The organism is Kribbella capetownensis, assembly GCF_004331485.1.
Taxonomy (GTDB): Bacteria; Actinomycetota; Actinomycetes; order Propionibacteriales; family Kribbellaceae; genus Kribbella; species Kribbella capetownensis.
The window spans coordinates 273,055-291,426 of the sequence record NZ_SJKD01000010.1; the positions used below are offsets into that span (position 1 = coordinate 273,055).

The window sequence follows — 18,372 nt, forward strand, 5'->3', positions numbered from 1 at the left end:
GGGGTGAGTTCGGGGCAGGAGGCTGCGGCTTCAGGGAACGGGGAGAGCTTCGTCACCGTACTGGTGGCGTTGACAGCCAATCTGCTGATCGCGACGGCCAAGTCGGTGGTGGCCGCGATCACCGGGTCGGCGTCGATGCTCGCAGAGGCCGCGCACTCGTGGGCGGACACCGGGAACGAGATCTTCCTGCTGATCGGCGAGCGCCGCGGTCAGAAGCCGGCCGACGCGACGCACCCGCTCGGGTACGGCCGGGTCGGCTACATCTGGTCGATGTTCGCCGCCTTCGGCCTGTTCGTGGTCGGTGCGGCGGTCTCGGTCTGGCACGGCATCCAGTCGCTGCACGAGGGCGAGGGCGGGACGTCGTACGGCTGGGCGTACGCCGTACTCGGGATCTCGTTCGTGCTGGAAGGGATCTCGTTCGCGCAGGCGCTGCGGCAGACGAAGGCCGGTGCGTTCGAGCGGATGTTGCGGCCGCTGCGGTACGTGCGGCTGACCTCGAACCCGGTGCTGCGCGCGGTGTTCGTCGAGGACCTGTCGGCGCTGATCGGCATCGTGATCGCGGCGCTGGCCATCCTGCTGCACCAGCTCACCGGCGACCCGGTCTGGGACGCGATCGGTTCGATCGTGGTCGGTCTGGTGCTCGGTGGCGTCGCGCTGTTCCTGATCAGCCGGAACATGGACTTCCTGACCGGCGAAGCGGTCTCGCCGCTGGGCCGCAACCGGGTCCTGCGCGCCCTGCTGGAGCACGACGCCATCGAGCGGGTCAGCTTCCTGCACATGGAGTGGGTCGGCGCGGACAAGGTCTTCCTGGTCGCCGCGGTCGATGTCACCGGCAACGATCGCGAGTCCGACGTCGCCGTCCGGCTGACCGCGGTCGAGGACGCCCTGAACGCGCGGCCCGAGATCCAGCGCGCGGTCCTCACCCTGAGTCGCCCCGGCGATCTCACCGACCTGCGCCCGGTCCAGCTCCCCGCCTGGTACGTCGACCCGTCGGCCTGAACGCGCTCAACCAGCTGGTCGTTCCGGAAGGTAGTCGTCCGGAATGACGGCTAGCATCTGGCGCGTGGACCTTCTTGAGTTGCACTTCGAGGGCGAGATCTGGGAGTGGCGTGGGCCGGCGCCGTACTACTTCGTCACGGTGCCGGAGGACGAGGCTGCGGAACTCCACGAGGTCGCCGCGGCGGTCACCTACGGCTGGGGGGTGGTGCCGGTCCGCGTGACGATCGGCGGCACCGAATGGACGACCTCGCTGTTCCCGAAGGACGGCGGCTACGTGCTCCCGCTCAAGGACCGCGTCCGCAAGGCCGAGGGCATCGGGGAAGGCGACACCATCTCGGTCACGATGACTCTTGCCTGACTGGAGCCTGATTACGGCCAGATGGCCTGGCTGATCGCGACGCCGAGGAAGACGCTGCCGAGGCCCGCGACGATGCTGACGGCCACGTTCGCGACGGCGAGGAACCGGCCGCCGTCCTCGTAGAGCCGCAACGTCTCGTAGGAGAAGGTCGAGTACGTCGTGAGCGCGCCGCAGAGCCCGGTCCCGACGACGAGTTGGACCTGATGCGGCAGTGCGGACGCCGTGCTCGCGCCTGCCACCACGCCGAGGATCAGTGAGCCGACGACGTTCACCGAGATCGTGCCCCACGGGAACGCGGAGTCGTGGCGCTTCTGGACGGCGCGATCGGTGAGGTACCGCAGCGGCGCGCCGATCACAGCGCCGGCGATCACCAGGAGGACGCTCATCGGGCCACCAGGGCACGGGTTGTGGTGGCGGTCGCCCAGACGGCGATCAGCGCTCCGGCGACCGTGGCGCCCAGGTAGAGGAGCGCCGTTCCGGGATGCCGGTTGGCGATCAGTTGCTGGATGTCGAGCGCGTACGTCGAGAACGTCGTGAACCCGCCGAGTACGCCGGTGCCGAGAAAGGGCCGGATCAGCCGTTGCTGGGTCAGGACCTCGCTGACCACGACCATCAGGATCCCGATCAGGCCGCAGCCGACGACGTTGATGACCAGCGTCGCCCAGGGGAAGCTGCCGGTTGGCGTCGGCCACGCTTGCCCGACCAGATACCGGGCCACCGCGCCGATGGCACCGCCGGCCGCGATGACGGTCAGGACTGCGGTGTCCCCGGTACGGCGTACCGGGCGGTCGTGGCGCAGGTCGACATCGGGGTCGACGGGTTCCCAGGGTGCTGGGTCCGTCCGCTCGTGCTGCATCCGATCGATCTCCTACCTGGACATGCGTCGGCGCCTCGTGCTGCGCGTCGCGCGGTTCGACAGGTAGGGACTGTTGGCCGCCGGGTGGCGACGGTTCGGTCCGGCGAGCCCCACCGCCGGTCAAGCCCCGCCAGCATACCGGCCCCCTGGCCGTGCCGACCGCCCAGTCCGCTGACCGGCCGGTCGGCAGGTCAGAACCGCTCGAACGGGAATTCCCGCGACTGGACGCCGAAATGGGTGTCCAGCAGTACGTCGTCGTCCGCCGCCGTGGACTGTGAGCGCTCTCCCTCCAGAAGCCGCAGTAACGCCACCATCCTGCGGGTCGCCTCGCACATACCGGATCACCCCCTCCTGAGACCTATCGTCCCCAGCCCCCGAAACGTTTCGCCGAGCTTGGTTGCAATTGGCAACAGGACCGAGTCAGGAGGTGATCTCCGCGGCGCCGTGGTCGAGGAGGTTGAAGGCGGCAGCTGAGGGGGAGTCGGGTTGGGCGGTGTACATGAGGAGGCGGTGGGCAGAGGTGTCGGGGAACTGTACGGCCTCGTAGCCGAGCTCCAGGCGGCCGACCGTCGGGTGCTGGAAGAGCTTCAGGCCGAAGGAGCAGTTGAGGACGGAGTGGCTCGACCAGAGCCGGGCGAACTCAGGGCTCTTCATTGAGAGCTCACCGATCAGCTCGGCCAGGTAGCGGTCGTCCGGGTGCCGTCCGGCGACCAGCCGCAGCGACGCCACGGACCGCTCCGCCTCCAGCTCCCACTCCACGTACAGCTCGCGGGTGTGGGGATCCAGGAACAGCATCCGGGTCAGGTTCGGCCGGGTGTCGGGCGAGTCGGGGCTGTGCTCGTCGTAGTGGCCGGCCAGCAGGCGGTGGGCCGTGGAGTTCCAGGCCAGTACGTCGCTGCGCCGGTCCATCGCGACCGCGGCGACACCGCTCATCGCGGTGACCAGGCGGCGCGCGCCGTCCCGGGCCGCCTCGGGCTCCGGTGCCTGTGGGCGGCGGTGGTTGGACGGGCGGGCCAGGTTGCGCAGGTGGGCCGTCTCGTCGTCGTCCAGTCGGAGCGCCCGGGCGATGGCGAGCAGGATCTCGTCGGAGGCCTGTTCGCTGTGGCCCTGCTCCAGCCGGGTGTAGTAGGTCATGCTGACCCCGGCCAGCTGGGCCAGTTCCTCCCGGCGCAGTCCGGGCACCCGGCGGGCGCCGTACGAGACCATGCCGACGTCCTGAGGCTGCAGCCGGGCGCGCCGGCTGCGCAGGAAGTGTCCGAGGTCGGTCTCCACGAAGTCCATCGTAGATCGGGTGCCTGGGTCCCACTCGGCACAATTCCGGCACATGGTCACTCGCCGCCCTTCGCCGGCCGCAGCAGAAGACCAGTCAGTACGGCGCCCAGCACGCAGAGCCCGGCGTTCACCCAGATGGCCGTGGTGACCCCGTTGATCACCTGATCCGGGCCGTCCGCGCCGTGCATGGCAGCCGTGGCGATGGCGCTCATGACCGGGATGCCCATCGTGATACCGACCTGCTGGCTCATCGTGGTCAGACCGGTCGCGAGGCCTTGCTCTTCGTTCGGCAGGTTGGACGTCGCGGTGACCATGAAGCCGACGATGGCGATCAGGTTGGCCACGCCGCCGACGAACGTGGTGATGAGCAGCAGAACCATCCAGCTGCTGGAGGTGCCCAGCAGCACCAGCGGGACGGTGGCCGCAGCCTGGAGCACAAAGCCGGTCACGATCGTCTTCCGCGAGCCGATCCGGCTCAGCACCTTCGATGCAACGAGGCCGCCGAGGACTGTGCCGATGCCGAGGACCGCAAACGACAGACCGGTCGTCAGAGGGGAGTAGCCGAGCACCTTCTGCAGATAGAGGGTCAGCAGGAAGACCAGCGAGGTCTCGGTGGCGAACGCGAGCAGACCGGCCACGTTGCCCCACCGGACCGACGGACGACGCAGTACCGGCAGCGGGACCAGCGCGTCCTGAACCCGCCGCTCGACCAGGAGGAAGCTGACCAGCAGTACGACGGCCGCCGCCAGCGCGATCAGAGCGTGGGCATCGGTCCAGGAGGTCTCACCGACCCGGGTCAGGCCGTACACGAGGGCCAGCAGGCCGCCGGTCGCGGTCAGTGCGCCCCAGACGTCCAGCCGCAGCCTGTCCTTGGGCCGGCCCTCGACCAAAGTGTGCGGGCCGAGCAGCAGCACCATCGCTGCGACCGGGATGTTGATGAAGAACGCCCAGCGCCAGCTCAGGATGTCGGTCAGCAGACCGCCGAGGATGGCGCCGGTGGTGAAGCCCGCAGCCATCAGAGCGCCGTTCAGGCTGAGCGCGCGCTCCCGGAGCGGTCCTTCGGGGAACGAGGTGGTCAGCAGCGACAAAGCGGCCGGCGTGACCGCGGCGGTGGCGAGGCCCTGGGCGATCCGGGCGGCGATCAGGATCGTCGGCGTGGTGGCGAGTCCGCCGGCCAGCGAGGCGATCCCGAGGACGGCCATGCCGATCAGGAAGAGACGCTTGCGGCCGAACAGGTCGGCGACGCGGCCGAACAGCAGCGTGAAGCCGGCGGCGCAGAGTGCGAACGCGGTGGCGATCCACTGCAGGTGCGCGAGCGGCAGCCCGACGTCCTGGCCGATGGTCGGCAGCGCGACGTTCAGGATGGAGAAGTCGACCGCGAGGGTGAACCCGGCGGTCAGCAGCACCAGCAACACCAGTCGCTGCCGCGAGGGGCTGACCGTGGGGGTGGTCAGGCCGACGACACTCATGGGAGAAAGTCCTTTCGGAGGTTGGTTTCTCCACTGTCGTGAATCCGGACCCGCCGTACCTCACTCCCTTCTGCCTAGCACTGACAGTGACAGGCACAGGCATGGCGAGACGGCATGATGGGCGGCATGACTGCGATCCGTGAGCTGCCGAGAGTGGTGCCGGCCGATCCCGGCAAGCCGGTCCGCAAGGAGGCAGCAGCCAGCCAGCAGGCGTCACTCAACCTCGCGGTACACCCGGCGTCGTGGTCGCAGGACCAGGCCGACGAGGTCGTACGGCGCTACACCGAGTTGGCACCGGAGTGGGACGGCGAGCGTGGTGGCTACCGGCCGGTGCCCTTGGCGGACGCGCTGCAGCGAGGCGGGCCGTGGCCCGATGGAGTCTGTCTGGAGGTCGGCTGCGGTACGGGTCTGCTGACCGGTCTGATCGAGGACGTGTGGCCGCGGGTCGTGAGCATGGACTTGACCTGGGAGATGCTGCGCCGGTCGTCAGCGCAGCAGCGGCTGCAGGGTGACGCGTCGCGGTTGCCGGTCCGGGACGGTTGCGCGCAGGCCGTCGTACTGGCTGATGTGCCCCTGTTCGCGGACGAGGTGGTGCGGGCGCTGGCACCAGGCGGTGTGGTCGTGTGGTCGAACGCGCTGGGCGTGGACGCACCACATCACGTGCCGATCATCACTGTGCTGGGCGTGCTCGAGGATGCGTCGGGCCGATCCTGGTCTGCGGTGACCTCTCACGCCGGTTGGGGACTCTGGGCCGTACTGCGAGTCAATGCGAGTGCGACTGCGGAGACCAGGCAGGTCACGGCGGAGCCGAGGATCAGCGGCTGATAGCCGACGGCAACGGCCAGTGCGGCCGCGATGAGCGGTGCCGTCGCGCGGCCGACGGTGGTGGGAGTTCCGAGGATGCCGGAGATGGTGGCGTAGCCGTCGTCGCCGTACCGGTCGAGCAGGATCGCCGGAGTGGCGACCGAGGCGACGCCGAAGCCCAGCCCGAACAGGATCAGGCTGATCGCGGCCCCGATGACGCTGCGCCCGATGAACGGCAGCAGTCCGATCGCGATGCCCTGCAACGTCATCACCGCTGCGGTGATGAGCGTGATGGACAGCCATCGCTTCGCCACGGTGGTGACGATCCGGCCGGTGACGGACAGTACGCCGAGCAGTCCGGTGAGGCCGGCGGCCACAGTGGGCTTGTGACCCAACTGCACCAGGTACGTGACCAGGTGCACGGCTATGACGGCCAGCGCGGCGTTGTGCAGGACGAAGGCGCAGGCGATCAGCCAGAAGCCGGGATCACGCAGTACCCGGGCCGGTGAGCGCGTGCTGCCCTGATGTGTGACCGCTGCTGTCGGCCTCGTCCCGCGCAGGCTGATCCCGTGCAGCGGAATGGTCAGCCCGACGAACACGGCCAGCACCATGACCGCGTGCCGCCAGCCGAGTGCATGGATGAGTTGACCGGCGAGCGGGATGAAGATCGAGCTTGCGAACCCGGCCACCAGAGTGATGCTGAGGATCGCGTTCGCTCGGCGGGCCGGTGCGGTGATGGCGACGATGACCGCGAACGCCGGTTGATACAGGACCATCGCCGAGGCAGCGCCGATGAGGACGAAGACGCCGTACAGCTGCGTGGCCGTCTGGACCTGCGACCACGCGAGTACGGCGACTGTCGCGAGCGCCGACCCGACGGTCATCACGCCGTACCCGCCGCGAGTGTCGAGCCAGCGTCCGACCGGCACGGCCATCGCCGCACTGACCAGCACCGCCGTGGTGAGTGCGCCGGTCGCTGTGGTGGTGCTGAGGCGTAGATCGGTGCGCATCGGTTCGAGCAGCGCGCTGAAGGCGTAGTACAGGATCCCGTAGCCGATGGTCGTGGTGACCGCGAGCGTAGCGATCACCGCCGGACCGCGTGGCCGTTCGCTGAGTCGCAGCGGTCCTCACTCCCTTCCACCGAGCCCTTCGACTCTAGGCCGACGACGCGCCTCTCGCATCCGCCGCCGGGCCGGTCGGACGTAGGGTTCCAGGGTGACTCTCTCCCGGCATGTGGTCAGCTCCGTCACGACCGCCGAGGTCGGCTCGCGCTATCTGCGGCCCGTCGGACGAAACTCCTTCCGCGGTCATCACGGCAGCGGCAACACCGCGACGGCGTACGTCGTCGAGACCGATCGCGGTGCCGGCGGCTGGGGACTTCCGCTGTACGGCGGCGATCCGGCGCGGCTGATCGGCAAGAACCTGGCCGAGCTGATCGATCCGGAGCGGGGCGTGGTCGATCCGGCCGCGGAGTTCCTCGACTATCCGCTGCACGATCTGGCTGCGCGCATCCTCGACGTACCCGTGTACTCGATGCTCGGCGGTGCCGGGTCGCCGCGGGTGCGGAGCTACAGCGGCGGGATCTACTTCGACGACCTGGACCCGGAGGATGCGCCGGCCGGGACGGAGGCGATCCGGACGAACCTGGCGCAGGACTACGAGTTCGGCTTCCGCGACTTCAAGCTGAAGCTCGGCCGCGGCTACCGCTGGATGGACCCGCAGGAAGGCCTCGAGCGCGACATCGAGGTGACGCTGCTGACCCGCGAGCTGTACCCGGACGCCCACATCCTGGTCGACCCGAACGACGGCTACACCGCGAACGCGCTGACCGCCTACCTGGCCGCCGTGTCCACCTGCCACCTGTACTGGGTCGAGGAGCCGTTCGCCGAACGCTGGGAGGACTTCCGCTTTCTCCGCGAGCACCTCGCGACGCTCTCGTGGCAGCCGAAGATCGCCGACGGTGAGTTCGATCCGGACGAGGACCACATCCTCCGGCTCGCGCAGGAAGGCCTCGTCGACGTCGCGCTGATGGACGTCGTCGGCCACGGCCTGACCGCCTGGCGCCGCACCATGCCACGCCTCGCCGAGACCTCGGCCGAGGCATCCCCGCACGCCTGGGGCATGCCGCTCAAGTCCTTGTACGCCGCCCACATCGCGGCCGGACTCGGCAACGTCCCCATCATCGAAGGCGTCCCCGGCGACACGTTGGGCACCGACGGCAACGGCTACACCCTCGCCGACGGCCACCTCACCCTGTCCGACGAGCCCGGCTTCGGCATCACGTTGAAGTAGCCAACTGCTGGTCGTACGCCAACTGGATGGCCTGGTTGAGGACGGGCAGGTCTTGCGGGCCGTCGTGGCGATGGTCGTTGATGAAGAACGTCGGCGTGCCGGCCACGCCACTGCGGTCGGCGGAGTCGACGTCCTGCGCGACGCGCGTGGTGTGGTCGTGCTGGATGAGGTCCTCGCGGAAGCGGTCGACGTCGAGACCGAGGTCGGCGGCGTACCCGAGCAGATCGTCGAGCTCGAGCTTCTCCTGATTGGTGAGCAGCACGTCGTGCATCTGCCAGAACTTGCCCTGCCGGCCCGCGGCCTCGGCGGCCTCGGCGGCGAGCTGGGCGTGCGGGTGGACGTCGGGCAGCGGCAGGTGCCGCCAGACGTAGCGGATGTGGCTGTTCTCGGCGAGCAGCTCGCGGGCCGTCGGTGCGGCCATCTGCGTCCATGGGCACTCGAAGTCGCCGTACTCGACGACCGTCACGGTCGCCTCGGCCGGACCGCGGATGTGGTCGCGGGACGGGTCGACGGGCGGGGCGAGATCGATGGGCAGAGTGGCGGTCCCGAGCAGCGCGCGGGTGCGAGTGCGGACCGGCAGCAGTCCGATCAGCCGGTAGAAGCTCACGCTCAGCACTGCCGCTCCGATGGCGGCCACGAGCACGCCGAGCTTCGCTTCCTCCAGCGTCGGGCCGGTGAAGGCGAGGTCCGCGATCAGGAAGGAGACGGTGAAAGGGACGCCGGAGATCATGCCGCTGCCGAGTACGCCGGCCCAGCCGACCGACGGACGTACGGCGCCATGCGTCGACCGAGTGAGGATCCACGAAGTGCCCGCCACGGCGATCGGCTTACCGACCACGAAGGCGACGAAGATCCCGACCGTCACCGGCGCGGTCAACGCTGCCTTCAGCAGGTCCGCGTCGACCACGATCCCCGCGTTGGCCAACGCGAACAGCGGCACGATCACATAGCTGGTCAGTCGGTGAAGGGCATGCTGCAGCCGCGCGTTCGCCGACAGCGTCCCGGTGAGCTCACGCGTCGCCTCGCGGGCGAGCTCCGGCGTCGGCTGCTCGCGGAACAGCCGGACCAGGGTGGTCGCCTGCTCCAACGCGTCCCGGCGAGGTACGTACGCCGACGTGGCCAGGCCGACCGCGAGTCCTGCGACGACGGGGTCGATGCCGCTGGCAAGCAATCCCGCCCAGACCACCAGCGCGAGCAGGGTGAAGACCGGCCGGCGGTAGCGGTAGCCCAACCGCGTGCTGGCGAGGACTCCGGCGTACGCCGCGATCGCGATCAGTAGCCCGGTCAGGTGGATCTCGCTCGTGTACGCGACCGCGATGACGAGGAGGGCTACGACGTCGTCGACGACGAACACGGTGAGCAGGAACGTCCGGATCCGATCAGGCACGTGCTGCCCGGCCACCGCGAAGACCCCGAGTGCCAAGGCGGTGTCGGTCGACATCGCCGCGCCCCAGCCGTGGGCGCCGGTGCCGGAGCGGTTGATCGCCAGGTAGATCAGGACCGGGATGAGCATGCCGGCCAGGCCGGCCGTGACCGGGAGGATCATCCGGCGTCGCTCGCGCAGCTCACCGAGATCGAATTCGCGCCGCGCCTCCAGGCCGACGACCAGGAAGAACAACGCCATCAGCCCGCTGTTCACCCAGGTGCGCAGGTCCAGTTCGGCCGACCAAGGGCCGATCCGGACCGCGAGAGCCCAGTCCCAGAAGGCGTCGTACTGGTCGGTGGCGACGTTCGCCCAGATCAGTGCGAGCACGATCGCGGCGGCCAGGATCGCGGCGCTGGCCGCCTCGGTTCGCAGGAACGCGCGCAGCGGGCTGCTGGCCGGGCCGACCATGGACATCGGCAGGTCGGCCGGGTCCTTCGGTTTCATGAGCGCCTGATCTCCTGCAGCGTCCAGGTGTTGCCATCGGGGTCGGCGAAATCGGCCAGGCTGGCGTAACTACGGCGTTCGGGGTCCACACCGGGTGCGAACCCGCCGTCCCAGGTGTCCACCGGCGACTTGTGCCGGAGGTCGGAGACTTTGATGCCGCGGGCAATCAGTTCGCCATGTGCGGCGGCCAGATCGGCGACGACGAGGTAGTTCGCGCGCGCCGATCCGGGCGCCGCGTCGGTCAGTCCCTCACCGAACTGAATCGAGCAGGCCGAGCCCGGCGGCGTCACCTGGACGACCCGGAAGCCGTCGCGCGGGTGGTAGTCGACGTCGAGGGCGAAGCCGAGCTTCTCGGTGTAGAAGGCCTTGGTCTCGTCGACGTCGCGGACGGCCAGGGTGACGACTTCCAGTGAAAAATCCATCACATGTCCAGAACTAGATCGGTGGTCGGTCGGGCGCAGCAGACCAGCGTCTGACCTTCGGGCGGTGGCTCCAGCGGCGTGGGGGAGTAGGTGACCTCACCGGACAGCAGTGGAGTGATGCAGTTGTGGCAGACGCCGGTGCGGCAGCTCCAGCGCGTCGGTACGTCGCAGGCCTCGGCGAGCTCGAGCACACTGCCGTCCCGGAACGGTGTGGAGATGCCACTGCGGGCAAAGGTCACCAGAGGTCCGTTGCCAGGCGGTCCTGGTGGCTGGTGCGGCGGTCGCGTGGTCTGGTCGGTGATGCCGGGGTTCGCCGGTGGCAGTGCGCCGAACAGTTCGGTCCGGATACCGGCCGGATCGATGCCGACCGCGGTGAGCGCGTCGCGCATGTCCGCCATGAACCCAGCCGGTCCGCAGATATACGCCGCCGCATCGACCGGGAGGTTCAGGTCGACCAGCTGGTCCTTGGTGAGGCGACCCGCGGTCGCGGTGTAGCAGATGTACTCGTGCGTGTTCGGCAGAGACCCGAGCAGCTCCCGCGCCTCAGCGGCCAGCGGATGCTCGTCCGGCCCCCGAGCGCAGTGGATCCACCAGACCTCGCGCGTACTGCGCTGTGCGGCGAGGTCGTGCAGCATCGACAGCACCGGCGTCAGGCCGATCCCAGCGGACAGCAGCACGATCGGACCGGTCGACTCCTCGAGCACGAACTCGCCCCGCGGCGCGGCAACCTCCAGTACGGCGCCCGGCCGCAGCTTGGTGGTCAGGTAGCCGCTCCCGACCCCGTGCGGTTCGTGCTTCACGCTGATCCGGTACGAGCCGGTCCCGGGCGAGGAGGACAGCGAGTAGCTCCGCACCGGGACCGGCAGACCGGCATCCGCGAGTTTGAACGTCAGGTACTGGCCGGCGCGTGCGGCCGGCAGCCGGCTCCCGTCCGCCGCGGTCAGGCGGATCGAGGAGACGGTCGCGGTCTCGGGGATCACCTCGGTCACTCGCAACGGACGGAAGCCGTCCCAGGCCGGCTTGGGGGTGGTGGTCTCTGCCAGCAGATCGCGGAACGAGTCGAGCCAGCCGGGGCTGAGGGCCGGGATCTGTGTCGCGATGCGCAGCTTCGCGACGTCCCGGTTCGGAAGGTAGAGCAGTGCGTCGATGTCGGCGACGCTCAGGGCACCCGGACCGGTCTTGGTCTTGACGATCTGGTCGCCGGCCACGATGTGACCTTCGGTGATCACCCGGCAGTAGAAGCCGGGCCGGTGGTGACTGACCAGGAGTGCGGGCAGTTCGGGTTCGCCCATGCGCATGCCGACGCGGTAGCAGGTGACCCGCGGCTGGGTCACCTCGAACTCGGCCTCGCCGATCCGGTACCGGTCGCCGATGCACACCTCGTCGTCGGGCAGCCCGTCGACGGTGAGATTCTCGCCGAACTGCCCGTAGACGAAGTCGTCTCGCCCGAAGTGCTGCTCCCAGTACCGGTAGGAGTCGAGCTGATAGACCAGTACGGCGCGCATCTCGCCGCCGTGCCCGGCGGTGTCGCCCTGCCCGTCGCCGTCGATGTTCAGCCGCCGCACCATCACCGGGCCGTCGACCGGCTCTTTCCACACGCCGGTGTAGACGGTCTTGCCGTTCCAGCCGACGTCCTTCGGCAGGCCGACGTTCACCGCCAGTACCGTTGCCGCCTCGCTCATCCGGACAGTTCCTCCACGGTCAGATCGCGGTCGACCCCGTGCGAGACCACGCTCTGTCCGGGCTCCAGCCGCAGCCGCGTGCCGTCCAGTTCCACCTCCACCTTGTCCGGCTCGAACGAGATCATCCCGGAGATCCGCCGTACCTCGGTCCAGGCGTCCTCGTAACCCCAGGCCGCACCGCGGGCGTCGCCGATGTCCCAGTAGCTGCACAGACCCTTGTACGGGCAGAAGGTCTGGCCTTCGACCGTGGTCAGTGCCGAGTCGTCCACATCCTCGCGAGGCACGTACCACCGTGGTGCGAAGCCCGATTCGTAGAGGGCGAGCGGCCGGGTGGACTCGGCGACGATCCGGTCGCCGTCACGCACGATGAGGTGGCGGCTGGTCTGCCGGATGTCGATCCGGTGGTACGCGTCGGCGGCGTGGCCGACGATCCGTTCGTCCTCCTCGTAGAAGGCATCCATCGCGCGCCACGCGAACGCGACGCGCCCCTTCAGGTCGCCCGCGTGATCGGGCAGTGCGGTGTGCTGCCACGCCGAGCGGGCCTTGCTGCTGTCGCCTGCGGACACGGTGTACCAGGTCGTCTCGCCGAGATCGCGATGCTGCGTGGTCCGCTCGGCGGCCTCCAGGACACCGGTCACGATGTCGCCGATCGGGAAGTAGGCCACCGGATACCGCGCCGGCTCGTGCAGCAGTACGACGTCCGCACTGTCGGCGATCCACCGGTCGCCGAACTTGACCCGCATCCGCCGGCGCAGCGGCTCGGCGAACAGCAGTCGCTCGGGCAGCGGATCGGGGACCAGGAATCGGCCGATCGTCGCGGTGGCGAGCGGTCCCTGTTGCCAGGAAAGCCCCATGGTTCAGCTCCTCTCAACTCAGCGGTTCGCCACCGTCGATGCGCGGCGATTACCGGACGCGAACGAATTGCTGCGGTGATCCGCTGCTCGGGGTGCAGGTTCGCGCGCCAGGGATGAGCCTGCGGGACGGGGGTCCGCGTCCGCATCCGCCACTGGCCAGCCAGGTCCGCTCCTGCTCGCCAGCCGCTAGCGTGATGACGTGCATGGGCAGGCCGAGTCGCCGGGCTGGCGGCGTGCGATCGAGTTGACGGGCCGCGATCTGGAGTGCGACGTGCTCGACCGGCTGGTCGGCGCTGTCCGGGCCGGAGAGAGTCGTGCCTTGGTGCTGCACGGCGAGGCCGGCGTCGGCAAGAGCGCACTGCTCGACTACCTCGAGACGCAGTCGGCCGGATGCCGCGTGACGCGTGCCTCGGGAGTGCAGTCGGAGATGGAGCTGGCGTTCTCCGGTCTGCACCAGCTCTGTGCACCGGTGCTGGACCGGATCGCTGTGCTGCCGCCACCACAGCGTGAAGCGCTACGGACGGTGTTCGGCATCAGTACGGGCCCCGCACCGGACCTGTTTCTGATCGGACTGGCCGTGCTCGGTCTGCTGTCCGAGGCGGCCGAGCACGAGCCGCTCGTCTGTCTGGTCGACGACCAGCAGTGGCTCGACCGGTGTTCGGCGCAGATCCTCGCGTTCGTCGCCCGCCGGCTGGACGCCGAGTCGGTGGCGATGGTCTTCGCGACCCGTGCGGTCGCCGGTGACCTGGCCGGCGTACCCGGGTATCCGATCGGTGGTCTGCACGACACGGAGGCGCGCCGGCTGCTGGACGCCGTACTGACCGGGCCGATCGATGCGCAGGTGCGGGACCAGTTGGTCGCCGAGGCGCACGGGAATCCGCTGGCCCTGCTCGAGCTGCCGCGCGGGCTGACCTCGGCCCAGCTGGCCGGTGGATTCGGTCTGCCGGGTGCGGGGACGATCGAGCAGAGCTTCGTCCGGCGGGTGAACGCCGTACCGGACGAGACCCGGCGGTTGCTCGTGCTGGCCGCCGCCGATCCGTCCGGCGACGATGTCCTGGTACGACGTGCAGCCGAGCGACTGGGGATCGGTGCAGAAGCAGCGGCTGCGGCGGCCGACGCCGGGCTGGCGGAGTTCGGGACGCGGATCCGGTTCCGGCATCCGCTGGTGCGATCTGCGGCGTACCGGTCGGCGTCGGCCGCGGAGCGGCGTCAGGTGCACGGAGTACTGGCCGAGCTGACCGATGCCGAGGCCGATCCGGATCGGCGGGCGTGGCACCGGGCGCAGGCCACTTCCGGACCCGACGAAGAGGTTGCGGCCGAGCTCGAACTGTCGGCCGGGCGGGCGAGTGCACGCGGTGGACTGGCCGCGACCGCTGCTTTCCTGCAGCGGGCGGCCGCGCTGACGATCGATCCAGCGAAGCGCTCGGATCGGGCGCTGGCGGCCGCGCACGCGGAGCTGGGGACCGGCGCCTTCGACTCGGCGGCGGACCTGCTCGCGATGGCCGAGGCAGAGCCTCTGAGCGACCTGCAGCAGGCCCGGGCTGACCTCGTCCGGGCGCAGCTGGCCTTCTTCACCAACCGCGGCAACGACGCACCGCAGCTGATGCTCAAGGCGGCCAAGCGCCTCGAGACCATCGACGTGGTGTTGTCGCGGGCGACGTACCTGGACGCCCTGTCGGCCGCGATCTTCGCCAGCCGGCTCGCAACCCCGGGCGGCGACGTGATCGACGTGGCCCGCGAGGCAGCCACCGCACCGCGGCCGGCTGTGATGCGGTCGGCGGATCTGCTCCTGGACGGCACCGCGATGTACTACCGGGACGGGTACGCCGCTGGAGCGCCGACACTGCACAAGGCGTTGGCGGCGTTCGGCACCGATGTGACCGTTGAGGAGGAGTTGCAACTGCTGTGGATGGCAACAACCACCGCACTGCGGCTGTGGGATGCGGACCGGTGGGAGCAACTGTCCAGGCGGCACCTGCAGCTCGCTCGCGAGACCGGTGTGGTCATCGATCGGGCGCTTGCGCTGACCTCACTCGCCTATGTGTCGTTGTTCGCCGGCGATCTGGACGCGGCGGCGTTGCTGACCGACGAGGTCCAGGCGGCCAACGAGGCGACCGGCGGGAACCTCGCGCCGTACGGGCGGCTGGCACTGGCCGCGTTCCGTGGCGACCGGACCGAGACGCTGGCACTGGGTGAGGCCACCAAGAAGGACGGGTCGCGGCGTGGCGAGGGGATCGGGATCGCCTTCGCCGAGTGGTCGGCCGCGGTCCTCGACAACGGACTCGGCCGGTACCAGGACGCGGCTGAGGCGGCGGAGCGGGCCTGTGAGGATGCGCGCGACGCCTTGTCGGTGATGCTCGTACCGAGCGAGCTCGTCGAGGCCGCTGTCCGCAGTGGGTCGATCGACACGGCGAACCGCGCCTGCGAGCGGCTCGGCGAGATGGCAACGGCGACCGGCACCGACTGGGCGCTCGGAGTCCACGCCCGATCGCTGGCACTGGTGAGTGCGGGCGATACCGCCGAACGGCTGTACCGGGAGGCGATCGCGCACCTGGACAAGACCCGGCTGCGGGTCGAGCTGGCCCGCGCCCATCTCCTGTACGGCGAATGGCTGCGGCGCGAGCGTCGCCGTACCGATGCCCGGGAGTCTCTGCGCACGGCACACGGGATGTTCGACGCGATGGGGATGGCCGGCTTCACCGAGCGGGCCCGCCGGGAACTTCAAGCCGCGGGGGCTGCCGCGCGCAAACGCGTCGTACCGGCTCAGAGCGAGTTGACCGCGCAGGAGGCGCAGATCGCGCGGATGGCCCGCGACGGTCTGTCCAACCCGGAGATCGCCACCCGCCTGTTCATCAGCGCCCGCACGGTCCAGTACCACCTGCGCAAGGTCTTCACCAAGCTCGAAATCACCTCCCGCAGCCAGCTCGACCGGGTGCTGCCGCCCTAGATGGGCGGCTTCTCGATCAGGGTCGCACGCGCGTCGAGAGCGTCGATCGCGGCCAGCGACATCCGGTACCACCGCACGCTGCGCTGGAAGACGGACTGGAACAGATTGCTGATCACCGAGAACCGGAAGTCCCACTCGCAGAGCTCCCAGCTGTAGTCGTCCAGACCCGCGGCACGCAACGCCTCCCAGTAGCGCCGCAGCAGTTCACGATCGCGGGCGAGCCTGTCGCCGGTGGGCACCACCGACAGGCAGTAGGCCAGATCGTGCGGCCCGAGCCCTGGCTTCAGCTCCGACCAGTCGATCACCTTCGGCCGCGGGTCGTCCGCGCTGAAGAACACGTTGCCGAGGAAGTGGAAGTCGCCGTGGATCAGCGTGATCGACCGGCCGTCGGCGACCCGGGTCTGGAACTGCCGCTCCCACCGGTCGATGAGCTCGCCGAGGACCGCGCGTTCGCCGTCCTCGAGCTCTCGGGTCGTCGCGAGGAACTCGGAGGCCTCGCGGCGCACGGCCGTGGCGTTCCGGGTGATCACCTCGGGCGACCAGGCCTGCGCCGTGCAAGTCACCGACGGCTCGCCGGGCTCGGTCAGGTAGGCCGGCACGTCGTCCCAGAAGTGCGCGTGCAATCCGGCCAGTATGTCGACCGCGCCCTGCAGTTGCGTCTCGGACACGTCCGTACCCACGACGCGATAACCAGCCGCCTCCAGGTCTTCGGTCAGCAGGAGGACATCGTCGCCGGCGTCCGTGGCGCCCAGCAGCTGAGGCGCCGGATGATCCCACTGCGATGCGAGTTGCTCGAAGAAGCGGATCTCGCGCCGTGCCGCGGCGGCTCCCGCACCCGTCGCGTACTTCGCGATGACGGTGGTGCCGGCGCCGCCCGGCGAGTTCAGTCGCAGCCGGGCTACCTCGGCCTCCGACGCCTCGAACCTGGCGAGCTCCTCGACGCGGTCAACCGGCGTACCCAGCGCCGTGCCAACGGCTCGGAGCGAGAACGGTGTGTGGCCCATCGGAGCATCCCATCACACCGCACTCCGTCACTCCTGGCGGTTTAAGCGCTTGGTGTACTCCGCCACCTGCCGCAGCGACTTCTCGTCCGCCCATGACCAGTCCGGCCGCGGCGTCGCCGTACCGTCGTACGGCGCGTCCCGGTAGTGCCGCTGCAACTCGGCGAGGCGATCGGTGAGCGCGGCCCGGACCTCGGCGTACGCCGGATCGTCCGCGACGTTCACCAGCTCGTCCGGGTCCCGGGTGAGGTCGTACAGCTCCCACTCCGGCTGGAACAGCCGCTCCGACGACCCCGGTACGCCGAGTCCGGCGCCGTAGTAGTGGATGAGCTTGTGCTGCTTCGTCCGTACGCCGTAGTGCGCCGGCGCATGGTGGATCGGGTCGTCGTGCTCCCAGTACCGGTAGTAGACGGCGTCCGGCCAGTCCTCGACCTCCTCGCCACGGACCAGCGGCAGGAAGCTTCGGCCCTGCGATGTGGGCAGCGCGGTGGCGGCATCCAGTCCGGCCATGTCGAGGAACGTGGCGGCGAAGTCGACGTTCGTGATCATCGCGTCGCACGTGCTGCCGGGCGGGATCTGTGCGGGCCAGCGGATCATCATCGGCATCTGCAACGACTCGTCGAACATCAGCCGCTTGTCGAACCAGCCGTGGTCGCCTAGGAAGAACCCTTGGTCGGACGTGTAGACGACCACCGTGTCCTCGGCCAGCCCTTCGGACTCCAGTACGTCGAGCAGCCGACCGACGTTGTCGTCGATCGACTGGACACACTGCAGGTAGTCGCGCAGGTAGCGCTGGTACTTCCACCGCATCCGCCCCGCCCGGTTCTCCGGTCCGCGCAGTTCCGCCGGCAACTCCTCGCCCAGCTCGTCCGCGCCCAGGTCGTCCGCGACGGACATCCGTACGCCGCGGACCGCGCGGCTGCGGGTGGAGTGGTCGTCGAACAACGTGCTCGGCTCCGGGATCGAACCGATCGGGTACAGCTCCTTGTGCTTCTCGTCCGGCACCCACGGCCGGTGCGGGGCCTTGTGGTGCACCAGCAGCAGGAACGGCCGGTCCGGGTCGCGCTGCCGCAGCCAGTCGATGCTCTGGTCGGTCACGATGTCGGTGGCGTACCCGGGCACGGTCTTCGCGCCGTCCGGCCCGAGCATCAGCGGATCCACGTAGTCGCCCTGACCGGGGAACACCTGCCAGGAGTCGAAGTGGCGCGGCGCAGACTCCGCCCGCTCGCCGAGGTGCCACTTCCCGAACAGCGCCGTCTGGTAGCCGGCCCCGTGCAGCACCTCCGCGAACGTCGGCACCCGGTAGTCGATCTCGGTGAAGATCGAGGCGACGCCGTTCACGTGGCTGTAGGTGCCGGTCAGGATCGACGCGCGCGAGGGCGAACAGATCGAGTTCGTGCAGTAGGTGGCGTCCATCCGTACGCCGTCCTGGGCCAGCCGGTCCAGGTGCGGAGTCTGGTTGACCTTGCTGCCGTACGCCGAGATGGCGTGCGCCGCGTGGTCGTCGGACATGATGAACACGATGTTGGGCGAAGGCATGAAGTGC

General features: G+C 69.5%; 17 protein-coding genes. 5 read left to right on the forward strand and 12 right to left on the reverse strand.

Annotated features, from left to right (window positions below; genetic code table 11):
* Window positions 1-3: 3 nt before the first annotated feature.
* Window positions 4-999, forward strand: coding sequence for a cation diffusion facilitator family transporter (locus E0H75_RS36220; RefSeq protein WP_131518211.1), 996 nt, complete (start codon window positions 4-6; stop codon window positions 997-999).
* Window positions 1,000-1,063: 64 nt separating this feature from the next.
* Window positions 1,064-1,357, forward strand: coding sequence for a DUF1905 domain-containing protein (locus E0H75_RS36225; RefSeq protein ID WP_238163486.1), 294 nt, complete (start codon window positions 1,064-1,066; stop codon window positions 1,355-1,357).
* An 11-nt stretch (window positions 1,358-1,368) separates the two neighbouring features.
* Here E0H75_RS36225 and crcB (E0H75_RS36230) read toward each other — a convergent pair whose 3' ends face one another.
* The 5 genes from crcB (E0H75_RS36230) to E0H75_RS36245 all read right to left on the reverse strand — a co-directional run bounded on the left by crcB (E0H75_RS36230) (window position 1,369) and on the right by E0H75_RS36245 (window position 4,954).
* Window positions 1,369-1,743, reverse strand: a complete 375-nt coding sequence (gene crcB / locus E0H75_RS36230; RefSeq protein WP_131518213.1) for a fluoride efflux transporter CrcB — start codon at window positions 1,741-1,743, stop codon at window positions 1,369-1,371.
* Entirely contained in the window at window positions 1,740-2,213 is a 474-nt protein-coding gene (gene crcB / locus E0H75_RS36235; RefSeq protein ID WP_131518214.1) for a fluoride efflux transporter CrcB, read from the reverse strand. The genes crcB (E0H75_RS36230) and crcB (E0H75_RS36235) overlap by 4 nt, the downstream gene beginning before the upstream one ends.
* Window positions 2,214-2,404: 191 nt before the next feature.
* The gene (locus E0H75_RS43330) at window positions 2,405-2,548 is read right to left on the reverse strand and encodes a hypothetical protein (RefSeq protein WP_165554282.1); all 144 of its coding nucleotides are present in this window, start codon (window positions 2,546-2,548) and stop codon (window positions 2,405-2,407) included.
* A gap of 85 nt (window positions 2,549-2,633) precedes the next feature.
* A complete protein-coding gene (locus E0H75_RS36240) occupies window positions 2,634-3,485 on the reverse strand; it encodes a helix-turn-helix domain-containing protein (protein WP_202873345.1) in 852 nt (283 codons plus the stop codon).
* Between the two features lie 56 nt (window positions 3,486-3,541).
* Window positions 3,542-4,954, reverse strand: a complete 1,413-nt coding sequence (locus E0H75_RS36245; RefSeq protein WP_131518216.1) for an MFS transporter — start codon at window positions 4,952-4,954, stop codon at window positions 3,542-3,544.
* Window positions 4,955-5,080: 126 nt separating this feature from the next.
* Here E0H75_RS36245 and E0H75_RS36250 point away from each other — a divergent pair, with 126 nt between their 5' ends.
* Complete coding sequence (locus E0H75_RS36250) at window positions 5,081-5,779, forward strand: class I SAM-dependent methyltransferase (RefSeq protein WP_165554284.1); 699 nt, start codon at window positions 5,081-5,083, stop codon at window positions 5,777-5,779.
* On the opposite strand, the gene E0H75_RS36255 is transcribed toward E0H75_RS36250, so the two are convergent.
* Complete coding sequence (locus E0H75_RS36255; protein ID WP_131518218.1) at window positions 5,683-6,846, reverse strand: MFS transporter; 1,164 nt, start codon at window positions 6,844-6,846, stop codon at window positions 5,683-5,685. The genes E0H75_RS36250 and E0H75_RS36255 overlap by 97 nt on opposite strands.
* A gap of 127 nt (window positions 6,847-6,973) precedes the next feature.
* On the opposite strand from E0H75_RS36255, the gene E0H75_RS36260 reads away from it, so the two are divergent.
* The gene (locus E0H75_RS36260) at window positions 6,974-8,050 is read left to right on the forward strand and encodes a mandelate racemase/muconate lactonizing enzyme family protein (protein ID WP_131518219.1); all 1,077 of its coding nucleotides are present in this window, start codon (window positions 6,974-6,976) and stop codon (window positions 8,048-8,050) included.
* Here the strand turns inward: E0H75_RS36260 and E0H75_RS36265 are convergent.
* The 4 genes from E0H75_RS36265 to E0H75_RS36280 are packed head-to-tail and all read right to left on the reverse strand — an operon-like array spanning window position 8,037 to window position 12,878.
* Window positions 8,037-9,920: a Na+/H+ antiporter NhaA gene (locus E0H75_RS36265; RefSeq protein WP_131518220.1), complete on the reverse strand. Its 1,884-nt coding sequence runs from the start codon at window positions 9,918-9,920 to the stop codon at window positions 8,037-8,039. The two genes, E0H75_RS36260 and E0H75_RS36265, sit on opposite strands and share 14 nt — an antisense overlap.
* Window positions 9,917-10,342, reverse strand: a complete 426-nt coding sequence (locus E0H75_RS36270) for a VOC family protein (protein ID WP_131518221.1) — start codon at window positions 10,340-10,342, stop codon at window positions 9,917-9,919. The genes E0H75_RS36265 and E0H75_RS36270 overlap by 4 nt, the downstream gene beginning before the upstream one ends.
* Window positions 10,342-12,024, reverse strand: coding sequence for an MOSC and FAD-binding oxidoreductase domain-containing protein (locus E0H75_RS36275; protein WP_131518222.1), 1,683 nt, complete (start codon window positions 12,022-12,024; stop codon window positions 10,342-10,344). The genes E0H75_RS36270 and E0H75_RS36275 overlap by 1 nt, the downstream gene beginning before the upstream one ends.
* On the reverse strand, window positions 12,021-12,878 hold the full coding sequence (locus tag E0H75_RS36280; protein ID WP_131518223.1) for a DUF427 domain-containing protein: 858 nt from the start codon (window positions 12,876-12,878) through the stop codon (window positions 12,021-12,023). The genes E0H75_RS36275 and E0H75_RS36280 overlap by 4 nt, the downstream gene beginning before the upstream one ends.
* Before the next feature lie 199 nt (window positions 12,879-13,077).
* Here E0H75_RS36280 and E0H75_RS36285 point away from each other — a divergent pair, with 199 nt between their 5' ends.
* The gene (locus E0H75_RS36285; RefSeq protein ID WP_202873346.1) at window positions 13,078-15,825 is read left to right on the forward strand and encodes a helix-turn-helix transcriptional regulator; all 2,748 of its coding nucleotides are present in this window, start codon (window positions 13,078-13,080) and stop codon (window positions 15,823-15,825) included.
* Here E0H75_RS36285 and E0H75_RS36290 read toward each other — a convergent pair.
* Entirely contained in the window at window positions 15,822-16,829 is a 1,008-nt protein-coding gene (locus E0H75_RS36290) for a phosphotransferase family protein (protein WP_131518224.1), read from the reverse strand. The genes E0H75_RS36285 and E0H75_RS36290 overlap by 4 nt on opposite strands.
* Before the next feature lie 27 nt (window positions 16,830-16,856).
* Window positions 16,857-18,365, reverse strand: coding sequence for a sulfatase family protein (locus tag E0H75_RS36295; RefSeq protein WP_131518225.1), 1,509 nt, complete (start codon window positions 18,363-18,365; stop codon window positions 16,857-16,859).
* Between the last annotated feature and the right edge of the window lie 7 nt (window positions 18,366-18,372).